20 protein-coding genes are annotated in these 18,620 nt (G+C 64.3%); 9 read left to right on the top strand and 11 right to left on the bottom strand.

Annotation, left to right across the window (positions count from 1 at the left end):
- Positions 1-3: 3 nt before the first annotated feature.
- Positions 4-1,467 (top strand): bifunctional phosphopantothenoylcysteine decarboxylase/phosphopantothenate--cysteine ligase CoaBC, encoded by a 1,464-nt coding sequence (coaBC, locus tag NKJ09_RS16180; RefSeq protein WP_352494676.1) that lies wholly within the window; start codon positions 4-6, stop codon positions 1,465-1,467.
- Positions 1,468-1,485: 18 nt separating this feature from the next.
- Here the strand turns inward: coaBC and NKJ09_RS16175 are convergent, their stop codons facing one another.
- The 6 genes from NKJ09_RS16175 to NKJ09_RS16150 form a co-directional block, all read right to left on the bottom strand.
- Positions 1,486-2,985: an MFS transporter gene (locus NKJ09_RS16175; RefSeq protein ID WP_502896341.1), complete on the bottom strand. Its 1,500-nt coding sequence runs from the start codon at positions 2,983-2,985 to the stop codon at positions 1,486-1,488.
- Positions 2,986-3,358: 373 nt separating this feature from the next.
- Positions 3,359-3,832, bottom strand: coding sequence for a DUF992 domain-containing protein (locus tag NKJ09_RS16170; protein ID WP_023719019.1), 474 nt, complete (start codon positions 3,830-3,832; stop codon positions 3,359-3,361).
- A 123-nt stretch (positions 3,833-3,955) separates the two neighbouring features.
- Complete coding sequence (locus tag NKJ09_RS16165; protein ID WP_352494678.1) at positions 3,956-4,801, bottom strand: tetratricopeptide repeat protein; 846 nt, start codon at positions 4,799-4,801, stop codon at positions 3,956-3,958.
- A gap of 161 nt (positions 4,802-4,962) precedes the next feature.
- Positions 4,963-5,235 (bottom strand): 30S ribosomal protein S21, encoded by a 273-nt coding sequence (rpsU, locus tag NKJ09_RS16160; protein ID WP_023675331.1) that lies wholly within the window; start codon positions 5,233-5,235, stop codon positions 4,963-4,965.
- Between the two features lie 265 nt (positions 5,236-5,500).
- Positions 5,501-5,899: an SET domain-containing protein gene (locus tag NKJ09_RS16155; RefSeq protein ID WP_352494679.1), complete on the bottom strand. Its 399-nt coding sequence runs from the start codon at positions 5,897-5,899 to the stop codon at positions 5,501-5,503.
- A gap of 109 nt (positions 5,900-6,008) precedes the next feature.
- Positions 6,009-6,767 carry an SDR family oxidoreductase gene (locus NKJ09_RS16150; RefSeq protein WP_352494680.1) on the bottom strand — a complete coding sequence of 253 codons (759 nt, stop codon included), beginning with the start codon at positions 6,765-6,767 and terminating at the stop codon, positions 6,009-6,011.
- Between the two features lie 265 nt (positions 6,768-7,032).
- Between NKJ09_RS16150 and NKJ09_RS16145 the strand changes: the two genes are divergently transcribed.
- From NKJ09_RS16145 to NKJ09_RS16120, 6 genes are read left to right on the top strand one after another with little or no spacing between them, the layout of a single operon-like run.
- Entirely contained in the window at positions 7,033-8,286 is a 1,254-nt protein-coding gene (locus tag NKJ09_RS16145) for a sarcosine oxidase subunit beta (RefSeq protein WP_352494681.1), read from the top strand.
- Positions 8,286-8,708, top strand: a complete 423-nt coding sequence (locus NKJ09_RS16140; protein ID WP_352484640.1) for a hypothetical protein — start codon at positions 8,286-8,288, stop codon at positions 8,706-8,708. Before NKJ09_RS16145 ends, NKJ09_RS16140 begins: the two co-directional genes overlap by 1 nt.
- Before the next feature lie 8 nt (positions 8,709-8,716).
- Entirely contained in the window at positions 8,717-9,013 is a 297-nt protein-coding gene (locus NKJ09_RS16135) for a sarcosine oxidase subunit delta (RefSeq protein ID WP_023719025.1), read from the top strand.
- Positions 9,010-12,003 (top strand): sarcosine oxidase subunit alpha, encoded by a 2,994-nt coding sequence (locus tag NKJ09_RS16130; RefSeq protein WP_352763035.1) that lies wholly within the window; start codon positions 9,010-9,012, stop codon positions 12,001-12,003. The genes NKJ09_RS16135 and NKJ09_RS16130 overlap by 4 nt, the downstream gene beginning before the upstream one ends.
- Entirely contained in the window at positions 11,996-12,574 is a 579-nt protein-coding gene (locus NKJ09_RS16125) for a sarcosine oxidase subunit gamma (RefSeq protein ID WP_023719027.1), read from the top strand. The genes NKJ09_RS16130 and NKJ09_RS16125 overlap by 8 nt, the downstream gene beginning before the upstream one ends.
- 53 nt (positions 12,575-12,627) lie before the next feature.
- A complete protein-coding gene (locus NKJ09_RS16120) occupies positions 12,628-12,852 on the top strand; it encodes a hypothetical protein (RefSeq protein ID WP_023719028.1) in 225 nt (74 codons plus the stop codon).
- A gap of 100 nt (positions 12,853-12,952) precedes the next feature.
- Here NKJ09_RS16120 and NKJ09_RS16115 read toward each other — a convergent pair whose 3' ends face one another.
- Positions 12,953-13,192, bottom strand: a complete 240-nt coding sequence (locus NKJ09_RS16115) for a DUF680 domain-containing protein (RefSeq protein ID WP_352484636.1) — start codon at positions 13,190-13,192, stop codon at positions 12,953-12,955.
- Positions 13,193-13,383: 191 nt separating this feature from the next.
- Entirely contained in the window at positions 13,384-14,025 is a 642-nt protein-coding gene (locus NKJ09_RS16110) for a TetR/AcrR family transcriptional regulator (protein ID WP_352494683.1), read from the bottom strand.
- A 194-nt stretch (positions 14,026-14,219) separates the two neighbouring features.
- Between NKJ09_RS16110 and NKJ09_RS16105 the strand changes: the two genes are divergently transcribed.
- Positions 14,220-14,921, top strand: coding sequence for a hypothetical protein (locus NKJ09_RS16105; RefSeq protein WP_156948069.1), 702 nt, complete (start codon positions 14,220-14,222; stop codon positions 14,919-14,921).
- Between the two features lie 27 nt (positions 14,922-14,948).
- Here NKJ09_RS16105 and NKJ09_RS16100 read toward each other — a convergent pair whose 3' ends face one another.
- The 3 genes from NKJ09_RS16100 to NKJ09_RS16090 form a co-directional block, all read right to left on the bottom strand.
- Positions 14,949-15,443: a MaoC family dehydratase gene (locus tag NKJ09_RS16100; RefSeq protein WP_031194015.1), complete on the bottom strand. Its 495-nt coding sequence runs from the start codon at positions 15,441-15,443 to the stop codon at positions 14,949-14,951.
- A 39-nt stretch (positions 15,444-15,482) separates the two neighbouring features.
- Entirely contained in the window at positions 15,483-16,298 is an 816-nt protein-coding gene (locus NKJ09_RS16095; RefSeq protein ID WP_352494684.1) for an SDR family oxidoreductase, read from the bottom strand.
- 516 nt (positions 16,299-16,814) lie between these two features.
- Positions 16,815-17,642 carry a MurR/RpiR family transcriptional regulator gene (locus tag NKJ09_RS16090; RefSeq protein ID WP_023719035.1) on the bottom strand — a complete coding sequence of 276 codons (828 nt, stop codon included), beginning with the start codon at positions 17,640-17,642 and terminating at the stop codon, positions 16,815-16,817.
- 145 nt (positions 17,643-17,787) lie between these two features.
- Here NKJ09_RS16090 and NKJ09_RS16085 point away from each other — a divergent pair, with 145 nt between their 5' ends.
- Positions 17,788-18,612, top strand: a complete 825-nt coding sequence (locus NKJ09_RS16085) for an N-formylglutamate amidohydrolase (RefSeq protein WP_352484629.1) — start codon at positions 17,788-17,790, stop codon at positions 18,610-18,612.
- Positions 18,613-18,620 lie beyond the last annotated feature (8 nt).

The following is an 18,620-nucleotide window of genomic DNA, read 5'->3' as shown; positions in this document are numbered from 1 at the left end:
CACATGGCCAGCATCACGATCCGCAACCTTGATGACGAGGTCAAGGATATGCTGCGCCGATTGGCTGCGGAGAATGGCCGGTCAATGGAAGACCAGGCGCGGGTCATGATCCGCGCAGCGGTCGAAGGTCAACTCGGTTCGTCCGGCCGCATCGACCAGATCGAGAAAACGTTGCGCGAACTGACAAGCTTGCAGAATCCTGCAGCTCCGGTGGTCGCGGTCCCCAGCCAAGTCGCGCGAGGTGTCCTCTCCGGCAAGCGCATCCTGCTGATCATCGGCGGCGGTATCGCCGCCTACAAGGCGCTCGACCTGATCCGCCGGCTGCGCGAGCGCGGTGCTTCGGTGCGCGTGGTGATGACCGCCGCGGCGCAGGAATTCGTCACGATGCTGTCGGCCGGAGCACTGTCCGCCGATCATGTCTTCACCGAGCTGTTCGACCGGCAGGACGAGCACGACATCGGCCACATCAGGCTGTCGCGCGAGGCCGACCTTGTGGTCGTGGCGCCGGCCACCGCCGACCTGATGGCAAAGCTCGCCAACGGCCACGCCAACGACCTTGCCTCGACGGTGCTCATCGCCACCGACAAGCAGGTTTTGATGGCTCCGGCTATGAACCCGAAAATGTGGACGCACCCGGCGGTCCGGCGCAACCGCTCGATGCTGAGTAAGGACGGCGTCGCATTCGTCGGCCCGGCGAAGGGCGAGATGGCCGAAAGCAACGAGGCGGGCGAGGGCCGCATGGCCGAGCCGCTGGAGATCGTCGCCGCGATCGAGGCGCTGCTCGACAGTCGGCCAAAGCCGCTGGCGGGCAGGAAGATCATTGTCACTTCCGGGCCGACGCATGAACCGATCGACCCGGTGCGCTACATCGCCAACCGTTCGTCGGGCAAGCAGGGCCATGCCATCGCGGCGGCGCTGGCCAGGCTCGGCGCCGACGTGCGTCTCGTCTCCGGTCCGGTCGGCATTGCGGATCCGGCCGGCGTCGCCACGATGCATGTCGAAACGGCCGTCGAGATGAAGGATGCGGTCGAACAGCTGCTGCCGGCCGACGCGGCAGTGTTCGTCGCGGCTGTCGCCGACTGGCGCACTCAAAGTTCGGCCGGGGAAAAGATCAAGAAGGTGGCGGGCGAGGGGCCGCCGGCGCTGCAGATGGTGGAAAATCCCGATATTCTTGCCGGCGTCGGGCATCACAAAAAGCGGCCGATGCTGGTGGTCGGTTTCGCCGCGGAGACGCAGGACCTGGTCAGGAATGCCGAGGCCAAGCTTGCGAAAAAGGGTGCCGATCTTATCGTCGCCAATGATGTCTCGCATGAAGATGGTTCCCCGGGCGTGATGGGCGGCGACCGCAACAAGGTGCGGATCGTCTCGAAGGCCGGCGTCGAGGAATGGCCGGAGATGAGCAAGGAAGAGGTGGCGACGCGGCTCGCGGCACTGATCGCCGGCCGGCTGAAGACGGTCGTGGTTTAGCGATCTCCCCTCGGGTGTTTAGCCGATCTCACCTCTCGTGGGGGAGATTGGCAGCTTCGCCAGCCGCGCGTCGTCGCTCGCGCCCGAAATCCGCAAGGCGGCAAGGCATCCCAGGATGCCGAGCGGGATGAAGGCGAGGAACAGCCAGGCGGCGACATTTGCCGCGGCCTCGCGGTTCAGGCCTTCGGAAAAGCCGCTGGCGTTGGCGACGATGCCGGTCAGTGCCGCACCCACGGCATAGCCGATGCGCTGCATGGTCGGCACGGCGGCCGAGGCGATCGTCTGCTCGCCTTCCTTGGCCGATGCCACGATGACACGCGTGACAAACGGCCAGGCGATGCCGAAACCGCCGCCTTGCAGCAAGGCACAAAGCAGGATCAACGGGATCGAGCCCGCCGGCACCGTATAGGCGAAACCCGCGACGCCCGTGGCGATCATCAGCGCCCCGCCGACGATGATCAGCCGCTCGCGCTCCGGCGGGGCATTGGCGACGAGGATCGACAGGATCGACCAGGCGATCGATTCGGCGGCGATGATGTAGCCGGTGGTGAGGATCGGAATGTCGTGCAGGCTGGTCAGGAGCAGTGGCCCGTAGACCGCAAACGAGCAGGTCGCCACCGAAAACGCCGCGACCATGGTCATGCCCGCGCCGACCGGCGAGCGCCATGAAAACAGCCGCGACGGGAACAGCCGCGAGCGCGGCTTCAGCGCGTCGATATAGACGAACAGCGCCAGGCCGATCATGCCGAGGGTGAGCAGCAGCGACGAGCGCAGCAGGGCGATGTCGACGCCGGCGGTGGCGATCAGCACGACGCTGACGGCAAGACAGCCAAGTGCCGCAAACGGGAAGGGCGGCGCCGACCCGCCGGTCGCCTGCGGCCTTGTTGCTTTAGGTGTATCGAGCACGAGGAAGCTTGCCAGCGCCATAGCCGTGCCGCCGAGGGTGAAGACGCCGAAGGCCCAGCGCCAGGACAGCAATTCGGTCATGACCGCGCCGAGCACCGGCCCGCTGAAGGCGGCGACGCCCCAGATCGCCGACATAACGCCGAAAAGCTGCGGCCAGATCGCGCGGGCAAACAGCCGCTCGACCGAGACGAAGGCCAGCGACACCAGCGCGCCACCGCCAAGCCCTTCGATCAGGCGGCCGGAGAGGAACAGCGGCATCGACGGCGCGGTGGCGCAGACCAGCGCGCCGGCGGCATAGAGCAGGGCGGCGGCCGTCATGTTGGTGCGCAGCGCGACATAGCTCACCAGCCGTCCGGCGGCCGCACCGGCAACGATGGCGCCGAGCTCGTAGATCGCCAGCGACCAGCCGACCAGCTGCACGCCGGCGAGCTCGCCGACCATGGCCGGCATGACCGTTGCCACCATGGTTTCGTTGGTGGCGTGCAACAGGATGCCGAGGCTGATGAAGCAGAAGCGCGCCAGATCGCCGCTCGCCCACAGCGCGCGCCAATCGACCCTGTTTGTGCTTGTTTTGGTCAAGTCCACCCCCGAATTCCTGCCGAGCCAGAGCATCTTTGCCACTTCAGGCGCGATGCGCGCCTTGTTCGCGTGCGGTTTGTAAAACCTCAACCGCGGTTGAGCTCAAGCGGTTTTTTGATCGCCGTTAGCGCGGCGGATGCCAAAGATCATGCGGCGCGAGACAGTCACGAGATGTCGAGATCTTAGTCAGGCCGAAGATGTAAGCAATATTGGATCGCCGCAATCTTCGGTCACGGTAACGGCATGGATCCTAGGATCCATGCCGTGATCTTCGAGCGCTGCAACTTTGAACATCAGGGCGGCCCATCCTCTGCGGAGCGGGCCTGCCGGAATCCATGAGCTTTCGGCAGCTATTCGCAGGCCGACACCTACGCTGCCCGGCTGCTCGGGGAGCCATGCTACGCCGCTATTTGAACGAATGGATCAAGTCCAGCGAAGTGACGGCGACCGCCAGATTGACGCCGGTCTGCGCCTGGACACTGAGCGGCTGCAGCGAAAAGGCGCTGCCGAGGCCGCCGACCAGAAGATTGGCGCCGCCACCGGTGACCACGCTCGCCTCGGCATTCACGCCATAGTAGCTGCCGGCAAGGTCGCCTTCATCATGGTTGCGGGTTGCTGCCAGAACCGCCCATGCCAGTTGGCCCTGATGCGTCCGGCCGACGTCGACGCCGAGCTTGGAAATTACCCCGGTATAGACTTCGGGTGGGCCGCCACGATGCGGACGAAAGACACAGGAAACACCCTTGTTGGAGGTGACCAGATAGGCCGTGCCGCCGTCGATGGTGCAGTCGAGCACGCCGAGCTGGAGCTTGCCGGCGCTGGCGGGAGCGGCAACGACGGTCGTGGCGAGTGCGGCGGCACAGGCAAGTTGCTTGATCATGGGAGGGTCCTTTCCAAATGGCTTTGAACAACGGCTGAGCACGCCGAGCGTTCCGCCGAAAACTTGGCGCCAGCAAGGCAAGGCTAAACGCAGGGTTGTCGGAGTGCGGAAACGGAGGCCCGGTCAGCCGGCGCTGGTGCGGGCCAGACCGTCCTTGGCCGGTTGGTAGGTCGGATTGAGGTGCACTGCCTCGCGGTAGGACTTCGCGGCCCTGACCTTGTCGCCGCGCCGCTCGTAGATCAGCGCCTGGTTGGACCAGGCCTCGGCGTTCTTGCCGTCGAGCTTGATGGCCATGTTGAAGTCGGCGAAGGCATTGTCCTCGTCGTTCATGGCAAGGTAGGAGAGGCCGCGTCCGTTGTAAGGCTCGGAAGCATCCGGCGCCAGCGAAATGGCGGTCGAGAAATCCTCGATGGCAAAGGCGTGCTGGCCCTGGCTCTGGTAGATCAGGCCGCGATTGTGATAGGCGCGCGCGTCAGTCGTGTCGAGCTGGATCGCTTTCTGGAAATCGTTGAACGCCTCCTGGACCCGGCCTGCCTTGCGGTAGAGATTGCCGCGGCCGATATAGGCGGCGTCGTAGTTGGAATTGATCTGGATCGAGCGGTTGTAGTCGGCCAGCGCGCTTGCCTGATCACCGAGGAAGCGCTGGATGAGCGCCCGGTTGGAATAGGCCTGGTAGAAATTCGGATTGAGCTGGATGGCAGTGTTGAAGTCCTTCAGCGCTGCCTGGTACTGGCCGCCGCGGCCATAGGCCGAGCCGCGCACATTGTAGGCTTCCGGATCCTGCGGGTTGCGCTGGATCACCGCCGACAGCGAGGAAATGTTCTCGGTCGAGGCTTGCGCCTTGTCGATGTTGTTGAACTCGCCGGTCGGAACGCTCTGGCAGCCGGCAAGCGTCAACCCGGAGAGCAGGGCTGCCGTCAGGGCGAGGCCGCGCCACGCGGTTCTGCGCTCTACGGTGATTGCGTCCATGTCTGCCCTGTCCTTACTGCGCCGTCTGGTCCGTTCCCCCTCCGAACCGGCATCTCTCCCAACCGGTTCTCTCGAACCGGGTCGAAATCACAACAAAAAGGTGGCGGCGATTCCGCATCGCGCCACCTTGGATATCCTTGGAAAAGGACGAAAAATTGACGTCAGAACCGCGGCGGACGCGGAGCACCGGCGCCGGCAGCACCGGCCGCGACCGGACGTGGCGTCATCGGCAGAAGGCCTTCGCGCTGGGCGCGCTTGCGGGCCAGCTTGCGGGCGCGGCGCACGGCTTCCGCCTTTTCACGGGCGCGCTTCTCGGAAGGCTTCTCGTAATGTCCGCGCATCTTCATTTCGCGGAAGATGCCTTCACGCTGCATCTTTTTCTTGAGCGCGCGAAGCGCCTGATCAACATTGTTGTCGCGGACGAGTACCTGCACGTGCAATCCTGTCTTTCGGTTTGAAATCAACAGGCAAGCGGCCATAGCCGCAAGCCTCCGCGGCGCGTTACACCACGAATTGGGGCGGCTGATAGCAGAATCAAGGGGCGCTGTCCACAGCCGATTGAGAGGCGGTGCCGATCCCGAAACGAAAAACCCGCCTCGGCGGCGGGTCTCTGGTGTGAATCATCACCATAGGCAATTTAGTAGCATAGCTGCCGGCACAAAGCAAGAACAAAATTCGCCTTGGGCCAGATAGGCGCCGCTATGCCGTGGCCAGGGCCGTGGCCAGGTGGAGCTGCTCGAAACCCTCGAAGAACTCGCCGTAGTCGCAGGTTATCTCCTCGCCGGCGGCGATATCGCGGGTCGCGGTGGCCCCGCCATATTGCGAAAAATCGGTGTTTGGCTTGTCGGCATGGTTCATGAAGCGGCCATTGTCGACCTCATAGACCATGAAGCCCGGCCGGTCCGGGCTGGGATAGGCATATCTGTCGAGCAATTCCTTGAGGTGCGGCGGCGCCGTCTCGTATTTTTCCCTCGGGATCAGCCGGTCGAAGTCCGGATCGAGCCGCCAGATCTGCGCGCCTTTCCGGATCGGCTCGGCGGCAAACACACCGACGCCTTCGATTGCGCTTGCAGCGATATAGGTCCTGATCAGCAACATGTTTCCAACCCGTCTTCGAGGAGAAGACGGAATCGTCAAATCGCCGAAAAAATCAAGGGCCGGTTCGCGACATTTCGGCTGGCGGGCATGCGTTGCGCCCTCCGAACCCTCACGTCCGGGTGATCGAGACGCCGCCGTCGGCGAACAGCGCCGCGCCGGTGGTGAAGCTCGATGCGTCGGACGCCAGGTAGAGCGCCGAGCGGGCGATCTCCTCAGGCTCGGCGACGCGCTTCAAGGCATGCAGGTTTTCGACGAAGGCTCGCGATTCAGGTGTCTTGAACGTCGCCGAAGGCGTGTCGGTGCCGCCCGGCAGCAGCGCGTTGACTCGAATGCCCTTGGCGCCATATTCGGCGGCCAGCACCTGCGTCAACCCGATCAGTCCGGCCTTGCTTGCGGCATAGCTGGTCATGCCCGGCATGCCGACGGTGTGGCCGACGAAGGTGGAGGTGAAGATCAGCGAGCCGCCGCCGCGATCGATCATCGCCGGCACCTGGTATTTCGCGCCGAGAAAGGCGCTGGTCAGATTGGTATCGAGCGTCTCGCGCCAGCCCTCCAGCGACAGCTCCGAAACCGGCCCCATCCTACCGACCGAGCCGGCATTGTTGAAGGCGATGTCGAGCCCGCCGAATTTCCCGACCGCCAGGTCGACGAGGGCTTTTGCGTAGGCTTCGTCGCGGACATCGCCGGCAAGAGCGACGGCGGTGCCGTCGGCGTCTTCGATTTCGGCAACCAGCGCATCGAGCTCCGCCTGGCGGCGGGCTGCGACGACCACCTTGGCGCCTTCCTCCGCAAACACCTTGGCCGTGGCGCGGCCGATGCCGGAGCTGGCGCCGGTGACGATGGCAACTTTGTTGGCAAGTGCGAACATTTTTGCATCCTTTTTCGCGCCGGCCCTTGCCGGCAATCGGGATCCTTGGTCGCAAATCAGGGCGGCGCGAGCCACCCGATACCCGCGAGGTGCTTCGGATTTGGTTTGATCGCCCGTCACGTCGCATACCTCTTTTTCGTCACGGCGCAAAACGGCAAGCGCCGTCGCAAACAGTGCAAGGCTGGCAGTGCGGTTTCGCTAGTGATACAGCTCGCGCGCCGGGGTTGGCTGATCTGCCCGGCCGCCATTTGCGAGGCCTGCAACGTTGAAGAAATACTCGGTATTCGCTATCGCCCGCGAGGCCATGCGCGGCCACAAGGGCTGGGAGGAACAGTGGTCCTCGCCGGAGCCGAAGAAGGAGTATGACGTCGTCATCGTCGGCGCCGGCGGCCACGGCCTGGCCACAGCCTATTACCTCGCCACCGTGCATGGCATCACCAACGTCGCGGTATTGGAAAAAGGCTGGCTCGGCGGCGGCAATACCGGCCGCAATACCACCATCATCCGCTCGAACTATCTCTATGACGAGAGCGCCGGCATCTACGACCATGCGCTGAAGCTGTGGGACGGGCTCAGCCAGGAGCTCAACTACAACGTCATGTATTCGCCGCGCGGCGTCATGATGCTCGCCCACAACATCCACGACATTCAGGTGCTGAAGCGCCACGTCCATGCTAACCGGCTGAACGGCATCGACAATGAATGGCTGACGCCGGAACAGGCCAAGGAATTCTGCCCGCCGCTCAACATTTCGCGCGATGCCCGTTATCCCGTGATGGGTGCCGCGCTGCAGCGCCGTGGCGGCACGGCGCGGCACGATGCTGTCGCCTGGGGCTATGCGCGCGGCGCCTCGGCGCGCGGCGTCCACATCATCCAGAATTGCGAGGTCACCGGCGTCAAACGGGCGCCGAACGGCGCGGTTACCGGTGTCGAGACGACGCGCGGCTTCATTGGCGCCAGGAAGGTCGGCGTGGTCGCCGCCGGCCACTCCTCGGTGATCATGAACATGGCCGGCGTGCGCATGCCGCTGGAAAGCTATCCGCTGCAGGCGCTGGTGTCGGAGCCGGTCAAGCCGGTGGTGCCTTGCGTGGTGATGTCGAACACGGTGCATGCCTATATCTCGCAATCCGACAAGGGCGAGCTGGTCATCGGCGCCGGCACCGACCAATATGTCTCCTATTCGCAGACCGGCGGGCTGCACATCCTGCAGCACACGCTCGACGCGATCTGCGAGATGTTCCCGATCTTCACCCGCATGAAGATGCTGCGCTCATGGGGCGGCATTGTCGACGTGACGCCGGACCGTTCGCCGATCCTGGCCAAGACGCCGGTGCCCGGCCTCTACGTCAATTGCGGCTGGGGCACGGGCGGCTTCAAGGCGACGCCGGGTTCGGGCCACGTCTTTGCCCATACGATCGCCAGGGACGATCCGCACCCGATCAACGCACCCTTCACCATCGAGCGCTTCCGCACCGGCCGCCTCATCGACGAGGCGGCGGCGGCGGCGGTGGCGCACTGATGATGACCGAGATGGCCGTCGCCATGCCGCTGATGCTCGCCGGCGAGCAAGGCCTGTTTCATTTTCCGTCACCGGACGAGGTGCGCACGCAGCCGATCAGTCGCGCCGGGAACGAGGCCGACTGGCCGTTTTCCATCGATGACGGCATGCTGACCTGCGTCTGGAGCGGCGGGCGAAAGATCGTCCTCTTCTTCGAGGCCCGTCCTTCCGATCTGGATCCGGACGAGCCTTTCCAGCCGCGCGGCGTCATCGTCACCACCGATCCAATCCAACTGACCATCGGCAACATGGCCAATCGCGCTCTGTTTCGCCCTGCGGCAAGCATCGAGGAGCGCATCCGGCTCGTCGCGCCTTTCGTCACGATGGGTCAGAGGCTTTGCGACCAACCTGCCGGCGCTCGCGTCGGCCACGGCGAACTGTAGGACCAACCATGCTTCTCATCCGCTGCCCCTATTGCGAGGAAGAGCGTCCCGAGCTCGAATTCCGCAACGCCGGTGAGGCGCATATTGCGCGTTCCCCAAACATCGCCGGCGAGAGCGACGACGACTTCGAAAAGTTCTTCTTCATCCGCTCCAATCCCAAGGGGATCATCTATGAGCGGTGGCGGCACATGCATGGCTGCGCGCGGTTCTTCAACGCCGTGCGCGACACCGTCAGCGACAGGTTCCTGATGACCTACAAGGCCGGCGAGCCAAAGCCGGCGAAGCTGCCGGGAGCCGCCAAATGAGCGCGACGTTCCGCATTGCCGGCGCCGGGCGGCTCAAGCAGGCAAAGATAGCTGGCTTCAGCTTCGACGGCCGCCCCTATACCGGCATCGAGGGCGACACGCTGGCCTCGGCGCTGCTTGCCAATGGCGTCCATCTCGTCGGCCGCTCGTTCAAATACCACCGGCCGCGCGGCTTCCTGTCGGCCGGCGCCGAAGAGCCGAACGCGCTGGTCGAGATCAAGCGCGACGCGGCACGCAAGACGCCGAACGTCCGCGCCACGATGCAGGAACTCTATGACGGGCTGACGGCACAGTCGCAGAACCGCTGGCCGTCGCTCGCCTTCGACATCGGTGCGGTCAGCAGCATCGCCTCGCCGATGCTTTCGGCCGGCTTCTACTACAAGACCTTCATGTGGCCGAAGGCTGCGTGGAAGAACCTCTACGAGCCTAAGATCCGGGCCGCGGCCGGTCTCGGCGTCGCCCCCGACCAGCCGGATCCCGACCATTATTCGGCGCGCTTCGCCCATTGCGAGGTGCTGGTGCTTGGCGGTGGTGCGGCGGGTATTGCCGCGGCATTGGCTGCCGCCGAAACCGGCGTGCGCGTCATCCTTGCCGACGAGCAGGCGGAATTCGGCGGCAGCCTTCGCTTCGAGAGCGGGGCGAAGATCGAAGGCCAGGACGGCTTTTCCTGGGCGCAATCCGCTCTCGCCAAGTTGAGCGCGATGGACAATGTCCGCGTACTGCCGCGCACCACGGCCTTCGGCTATTACGCGCAGAATTTCGTCGGACTGGTTGAGCGCGTCAGCGACCATCTGCAGAGCCCCGGCCGCGACCTGCCGCGCGAGCGGCAGTGGCAGGTTCGCGCCAAACGCGTGGTGTTGGCGACCGGCGCCATCGAGCGCCACATGGTGTTTGCCGACAACGACCGTCCCGGCGTCATGCTGGCGTCGGCGGCGCGCACCTATCTCAACCATTACGGCGTCGCGGTCGGCAGGAATATCGGCGTCTATACGGCGAACGATTCCGCCTATGCGGCGGCGATCGACCTGAAGAAGGCCGGCATCAACGTGGCGGCGATCGTCGATCTGCGCGACAATCCGACCGGGCCGGCGATCGACGAGGCGAGGGCGCTCGGCATCGAGATCAATTTCGGCCGCGCGGTGATCCGCGCCGGCGGCAAATTGCGCGTGTCGTCGATGACCGTGCAACCGAAGAATGGCGGCGGCGAGCGCACCATGCCAGTCGACGCAATCCTGATGTCGGCCGGCTGGACGCCGTCGGTGCATCTGTTCTCGCAATCGCGCGGCAAGGTTGCCTTCAACGACGAGACCAAGCGCTTCGTGCCCGGCATTTATGCACAGGATTGCGTCTCGGTCGGCGCCTGCAACGGCACGGACGGGCTGTCGGCGACGATCGACGAGGCCTATGCAGCGGGCGTCAAGGCGGCCAAGGAAGCCGGCAGCAAGCCAGCCAAGGGCACCAAGCCGAAAGTCGATGCCGGCGAGAGCTGGTCGTGCGGCATGCTGGGTGCGGCGCCCGGCGCCGGGGCAGAAACGACGGTAAAGGCGTTCGTCGACTTCCAGAACGACGTCACCGCCAAGGACATCCGCCAGGCGGTGCATGAGGGCATGCGCTCGATCGAGCACGTCAAGCGCTTCACCACCAACGGCATGGCGACCGACCAGGGCAAGACCTCCAACATGCACGGCCTGGCGATTGCCGCCGAGACGTTGGGCAAGCCGATCCCGCAGGTAGGGCTGACGACGTTCCGTGCGCCCTATACGCCGGTGACGTTCGGCTCGATCGTCGGGCTCGCGCGGGGTCCCCTGTTCGACCCGACCCGCAAGACGGCGATCCATCCCTGGGCCGAGCGTCAAGGCGCGATGTTCGAGGATGTCGGCCAGTGGAAGCGCGCCTGGTATTTCCCGAAGCCGGGCGAGGACATACATGCGGCCGTCGACCGCGAATGCGTCACGGTGCGCAAGACGGCCGGCCTGTTCGACGCGTCAACGCTGGGCAAGATCGAGGTGGTCGGGCCGGATGCGGCCAAATTCATGGAACTGCTCTACACCAATCCATGGGAGAAGCTCGAGCCCGGCCGCTGCCGCTACGGCATCATGCTGCGCGAGGACGGTTTCATCTATGACGATGGCGTGGTGGGAAGACTCGCTGCGGACCGTTTCCACGTGACGACGACGACCGGCGGCGCGCCGCGCGTCATGAACCATATGGAGGACTATCTCCAAACCGAGTTCCCGCATCTCAACGTCTGGCTGACCTCGATCACCGAGCAGTGGGCGGTCATTGCCGTGCAGGGGCCGAAGTCTCGCGACATCATCGCACCGCTGGTCGAGGGCATCGACATGTCGGATGAGGCGCTGCCGCATATGTCGGTGCGCGAAGGCCGGATCTGCGGCGTACCGACCAGGCTGTTTCGCATGTCGTTCAGCGGCGAGCGCGGCTTCGAGGTCAATGTGCCGGCCGATTACGGCGAGGCGGTCTGGGAAGCGCTATGGGCCGAGGGCCAGAAGCATGGCGCCTGTGCCTACGGCACCGAGTCGATGCATGTGCTGCGCGCCGAAAAGGGCTACATCATCGTCGGCCAGGATACCGACGGCACAGTGACGCCGAACGACGCCGGGCTCGACTGGGCGGTCGGCAAGAAGAAGGCCGACTTCGTCGGCATTCGCGGCATGGCGCGGCCGGATCTGGTCGCCAAGGGCCGCAAGCAGCTTGTCGGCCTGAAGACCAGGGATCCCAAGGTGGTGCTGGAGGAGGGAGCGCAGATCGTCGCGGACCCGAAGCAGGCAATCCCGATGAAGATGATCGGCCATGTCACGTCGAGCTATTGGTCGCAAAATTGCGGCCGCTCGATCGCACTGGGGCTGGTCGCCGGCGGCCGCGATCGCATGGGCGAGACGCTCTATGTACCGATGCCGAACGGGGTGATTGAGGTGGAGGTCACCGGTATGGTGTTCTTCGACGAGAAGGGGGAGCGCCTCAATGGCTAAGGCCGCTGTGAAAACCGCCGTCGCCGGGCCGTCGGTCGAACGCCGTCCGGCTGTCGCCGGCCAGTCGCTTTCCGCCACCGGCGTCACACTTGTCGTGCTGCCGCCGGCCGAACGCATATCGCTGCGCGCGCCGGACGCCTCGATCGCGGCACTTTCGAAAGCACTTGGCATCGCCCTGCCGCTAAGGCCGAAAACCTCGGCGGCAAAGGCTGGACGGACCGCCTTGTGGCTCGGGCCGGACGAATGGCTGGTCATCGATGAAAGCGGCAAAGATCCACTCGCCGATTGCGCCAAGATTTCCGCGCTGCATTCGGCGGTCGGCATCTCGCACCGCAACGTCGCCGTATCGGTCACCGGACCGGCTGCCGCGACGACGATCAATGCCGGCTGCCCGCAGGATTTGTCGCTCGACGCCTTTCCGATCGGGGCGGCATCGCGCACCATTCTCGGCAAGGTCGAAATCGTGCTGTTGCGCACGGCGGCCGACGCGTTCCGCGTCGAATGCTGGCGTTCCTTCTCCGACTATGTCTTTACTTTTCTGTCGGAGGCAGCGCGCGACGCGGCAGCATAGCAATGTTCCCCGCGCCCAGCAGTTCTGCGACAGCGAGCCGAGGGAGAATGCAAATGCCGTCGAACTCCGCGCCGAAGTTGCCGGCCAAGACGCCGGCCGTGCGCTCTTTCGAACACGAGCAGCGCACTGAGGCGGATGTCGAAGAGGAACTCGAGGAAGGCCTCGAGGATACGTTTCCGGCCAGCGATCCGGTGTCGATCACCGGAACGGCCATTCCCGGCGCGCCGGCAAGACCCGGCAAGGCGAAGAGGGTGGCGGGACAGAAGCGTAAGAAGTGATCTGCACGGCGCGATAAAGCAGGGCTGAGGCCGGCAAGATAGGCGGCCGGAAATTGCTGCCGCCCTTTCGGTTCATCGCCGCATATTATCGCCGGTCGGCTCAGAAGCTGCTGGGCACGATCCACGGGTCGATGCCGATGCCGAGCCTCGGGCCCTTGCTGCCGGCCTTGTGGGTCTCGGTATCGGCATTTTCAAGCGATCCGGTCGGCGCGCAATCGAGCTTCACATCGGTCTTGGTGTCGATGCAGGCCGCTTCTTGCTTGCCTGTCTGATTGCTGCCGGCAATTGCGGCGCCAGAGAGCGCCAGCAGGGCGGCGAGCGTGAGAATTGCCTTCTTCATGATCGGTCTCCGGTTCCAGCTAGTGAATTCGTACATGTACGGTATTGCGTACAGATACGCCCAAGGCTGAGGGAGTTCAAGCAAAAATCGTACACGTACGGAGAAATTAGGCGCAGGAATTGCCGGACGCTCGGCACCGGAGCGCGGATCGTTCGGAGAAAGATTTTACAGATCGGGAGGAGCGCCGCTCCTCAGCAGTTGACCGGCGGGCCGAGGGGCGCAATCTCGTGCGCGGCGATCGCTTCGAGCATGATGTTGCCGATCCGTGTGATGAACGTCGTCTGGTCGCCGAACGGGTAGAACGGGAAGGTGATCAGCAGCGAGATGGCGCCGTGGCCGACCGCCCACAGCATGGTGGCGATGGCGCGCGGATCGCCCTTGAGCCTGCCGGCGGCAACGCAGGCCTCGACCCTCTCGATCAGCACTTTCATCGCCGGGTTGCCGCTCTGCATTTCGGCGAACGTCTTGCCGGCCGGCGGCCTGACTTTTTCGGTCATGAAGACGGTGCGGTATTCGTTGGGATTCTCGAGCCCGAAGGCGGCATATTCGACCAGCACCGCCTTGAGCGCCTCGATCGGGTCGTCGGCCGTATGATTTTCGATGCGCCTGGCCAGGGTCTCGAAGGCGTTTTCGGCCAACGCGAACAGGATGTCCTGCTTGTCGGCGAAATAGGAATAGACCGACATCGGCGCATAGCCGACGCGCTTGGCGAGCTTGCGGATGGTGAGGCCGTCATAGCCTTCTTCCTGGACAAGCTTGTGCGCGGCGTCGACAAGTTCGGAACGCAGTTCGGCCTTTTGTTTTTCGCGGCGCTCCTGGACGCTTAGCTGCAATTGTTCGACTGCCTTAAATGACTGATGGCTGGATGCAGCATATATACGCTGTACGGCGTCGGGCAAGGGTGGCACGAAGCAGAAGCTCGACGTCACAAAACGATGTAACCCGGCAATAAAGCCGGCAACATCGGACTGTTACAGACAAAGGCTAATTCGCGGCTCTGCAAGAATTGTGAATCTGGGAGGCCAACATGGCCCTGACTGAGCTTTCGTCCGGCGTGCCGGACGTGAACCCGCTTTCCCATCGCGCCAGGATGGCGCTCAGGCGCGTCGTCATGGTCGCATGGCTGGCGATCGCGCTCGGCTTCGCCATGGAGGCTCTCATTCTGACCGTCAGATTTGCGGCAGGTTCCTACCCGGCGACGACGCTGATCCTGATCGAACTGGCGCAAGGCGTGACCTGGTCGTTCTTCGTCTGCGCCGGCGTCAGCCTCGGCACGGCGCTCGCCAAAGTGCGAGCCTCGCTCGGCGGCCTGATCGCCGCGATCTCGGCACCGCTGGCCATGGGCATCGCCAAGGGGACGCAAAAGGTCATGGTCAGCGCGCTCGACGCGGCGGCAAAGCCGGCCATCCTGTCGCTCACGACGCTGGGCGTCCTGCGGGCGATCGAATACGGGCTGCTCGGCTGGATACTGGCGTCGCTGGCATCGAAGGAAGAACCCCGTCCGCTCCATTTCGCGCTGGCAGGCGCCCTGATAGGCGCGGTATTCGGTGGCGGCATCACGGTGCTGACGATTGAGACGGCCGCGGCGAACGACGCTGCTCTGGCACTGCCACAGGCTATCGCAACCGGCCTCAACGAGATCGTGTTCCCAATCGGTTGCTCATTGGTCGTCTACATTGCGCTGCAGGTGAGCCGCCACATGAAGTACGTCGCGGCCGAAGCCAAATAGATTTAGGTTCCCAGGCCCGGATGCCAGTCAAACCGCTTCCGGCTGGCGTTCGATCAGCGTCAGCGTCAGCCAGCGCGCGGTCAGCGCCGGTTTTTTCGAGCCCTCGATCTCGATCGTCACGTCGTGCGCAGTCTGCACCCAGCCCGACGGCCTGACCTTGACATCGGCCAGCACGAAGCGGGTGCGGATGCGCGAGCCGGTTTTCACCGGCGCCAGGAAGCGCAGCGAATCGAAGCCGTGATTGACGCCCATCTTGCTGTTTTCCAGCGGCGGCATGGTTTCGAAGGTCATTGCCGACAACAGCGAAAGCGACAGGAAGCCGTGCGCGATGGTGCCGCCGAACGGCGTCTCGCGCCTGGCGCGCTCCGGATCGCAATGGATGAACTGATGGTCGTCGGTGGCATCGGCGAACTGGTCGATCATGCGCTGCGTGACCACCCGCCATGGCGACACGCCGACTTCCTTGCCGACGTTGGCCAGAAGCACATCGAGACTGATCGGTTCCACGCTGATGTCCTCCATCTTCACCCCCGGCATTTCACTCGCCGGATGGCGTGCGTCTCATTCCTTGAACAATGTCAGCCCGTGTTGCACCGACTGCCCGCCATCGATCGGCAGGATGGCGCCGGTGACATAGCTGCCGGCACGGCTGCACAAATAGAGCGTTGCGCCGGCAATGTCATCCGGTGCGCCGATGCGGCCGATCGGAACGTGATTGCCGACATGTCTTGCCTGGTCTTCGGTGCCGGTGGCGAAGGCCGTCATCCGGCTCTGGAAAGGGCCGGGCGCAAAGGCGTTGACGGTGATGCGGCGGGCGGCGAACTCGATCGCCAGGATACGCGTCAGATGGTGAACCGCAGCCTTCGAGGCCGAGTAGGAGTAAGCGTCTTCGGCCAAAGGCTGCGTGCCCATCACCGATCCCAGATTGATCACCCGGGCCGGGTCGGCCTCGCTGGCAGCGGCCTCGAGCAGAGGCAGCAATTCGCGCGTCAGATGGAAGACCGCAGTGACGTTGACGCCGAACACCTTGGCCCAGGCATGATAGGGAAAGCTTTCCAGCGGCGCGCCCCAGGAGATGCCGGCATTGTTGACCAGTATGTGCAGCCGTTCGGTCCGCGCCCTGACCTCGGCGACAAGCGCTGCAATGCCGGCCTCGCTCGCGACGTCGCCGGCGAAACCCTCGGCCCGGCCGGATGCGCCAAGCCCGTTCAACTCGCCCGCTACCTTGGCGCAATCCTCGCCCTTGCGCGAGGCGATCATCACAGTGGCGCCGGCCCTGACCAGAGCGGTCGCCGCCATGCGGCCGATGCCGGTGGCGGCGCCGGTGACCAGCGCCGTCTTGCCGGCGACTGAGAACAGCTCGTCCAGATAGCTCATCGAATTCCTCCGCGCAGTTCACCGCTGTTTGATGGTGGGTCAAGGAGCGGCTTCGCGTCGCCAAGGCTAGCCGAACTTCGATCACCCTTGCCACGGGTAAAGTAGCTGGACTGGGGCGATGGCACGCTTTGCGGCTGAAATGGTTAAGCCCCAGCGGCAAGGTGGTCATTCGGCCGTGACATGGGTCGGATGAATGATGCAGCCGTCTCCCTAAGCGAGCACCTTGGCCAGCGGTTCATTTCGCGCGTGAAGCAACTCGTCATTACTCCTCCGCCCAAGCCGCAGGCAGATCTTGAGGACTTGGGAGGGTAGCCGAGCGATAGGCAGGACTGACGTTCGTGATCGTGGGGGAGCTATGCCTTCCCGAGGGAGCTGTGGGTAAGAAACAACGCATCGTCCTGTTGGCAGCGGTCTTTGCGTCTGTCTTTGGCGTCTTTTTGCTGATCCTGATCCTGCAGATGGTCAGCCTTTTGGTTGACTAGACCCCAACGAAGACCGTTCGCCCGAAGGGCCGCTTTACCGTAGGCTTTCCAACTCGCGGATGCGTTTGGTGCCGTCGGCCTCGAGCTGCCTTGTGACGGCGCCGATCAGCGTTTCGACGACGACGAAAAGTGCGGCGGATGAGTCCCAGGCCGAAGGCACGGCGGTGCGCCCGGCGATGACGTGGCGGGCGAAGCGGGCGATCGGCGACAGCCACTGGTCGGTAAACAGCACGATCTGCACGCCACGCTGGTTGGCCGTCTCGGCGAAGCGGACAAGGCTGTCCTGGTAGCGCCTGATGTCGAAGATCACCAGCACGTCGCGTTTACCCATGTCGATCAGCCGGTCGCGCCAGACGCTTTCCTGCCCGCCGAGGTGAAAAACGTTGGGCTGGATGATGGCGAGGTGGGCGGCCATGTAGCGCGCCAGCGGGTCGGTGAAGCGGCCACCGATCAGGAATGTCTTGCCGCGCCGGTCGGCCAGCTTGGCGACGATGTCGGCAAGCTGCTTATCCGAAAGGTGCCGGAAGGTCTCGCGCATATTGTCGAGCGTCGCTTCCAGCATCGGCGACACGGCGCTGCTGCCCGGCGATGGCGGATTGAGCGTGCGCGAGGCCGGCGACTGCAATTGCGCCGCCAGTTCGTCTTGCAGCGCCGACTGGAATTCCGGATAGTTCTGGAAGCCGAGCCGGGCGACGAAACGCAGGATCGTCGGCGACGATACGCCGGCGGCAGCCGAGAATTCGGCGACCGTCTTCAGCCCGATCAGCGGATAGCTGGCGATCAGCGTTTGCGCTGCGCGCCGCTCGCCGGCCGGCATGGTGCCGATGCGGTCGGAGATCAGTTCGGCAATGCTGGAAACCATGTTTTTCCCCACCCTGGCCGGGCCGTTACCGCATTATCGAAATCGCGTTTGACAAAGCCGGCCAAACTGTATGAAATCATCCGTAGGGACGCAATGAGGCAAAATACGTAACATACGGTACAGCGCTCCCCGGGGACGGCAGACAATGGAGACAGCACGGCCCGCCAGCCTTGCATCGCCTGAAACCGTAAGGGTGACGAACCCCGGCGGATTGAGCCCTTTCGTGCTAACCTGCGACCACGCCTCCAATTTCCTGCCGCCGGAATTCGGAACGCTCGGACTTGCCGCCGAGGAGCTTTCCCGCCACATCGCCTGGGATCCCGGCGCCTTGCCGGTGGCGCGCCGCATGGCCGAGGCACTCGATGCGACGCTGGTCGAGACCTGCATTTCGCGGCTCGTCATCGACTGCAACCGCCCGCTCGATGCACCGGACCTGATAGTGACGGTCAGCGCCAGCGAAAAAACCGTGGTCCCGGCCAATCAGGGGCTTTCGGCCGATCAGCGGGAGGCGCGCATCGCGCTCGCTTGGCGGCCGTTCCACGACCGGATCGCGACGATCATCGACGAGCGCCTGGCGGCCGGACGGGAGACGCGGCTGGTCTCGGTCCATTCTTTCACCCCGGTCTACAAGGGCAGCAGCCGGCCCTGGCATATCGGCGTTATCCACGACGAGGACCGCCGGCTGGCGGCGCCGCTGATCGCGGCGCTGCAGCGGGTCGCCGGCGTCACCGTCGGCGTCAACGAACCCTATTCGCCGGCCGACCGCGTCTATTTCACGCTGGAACGCCATGCCCGCTCGCGCGGGCTGCCCTGCGCAATGATCGAAATCCGCAACGACGAGATCTCCGGCGCAGCCGGGCAGCGGAAATGGGCGGATCTGCTCACGGGTATTTTTCTCAATCTGGAGCCCGAAGCGGCCAAGGCCTCCAGACCAAGCGCAGTCGGAAAGTCAGTTCAATCGGCCAGCTAAGAAACCAA

It is taken from the genome of Mesorhizobium sp. M0189 (assembly GCF_040322135.1).
Classification (GTDB): Bacteria; Pseudomonadota; Alphaproteobacteria; order Rhizobiales; family Rhizobiaceae; genus Mesorhizobium.
This window is presented reverse-complemented; position numbering and strand designations above follow the sequence as displayed.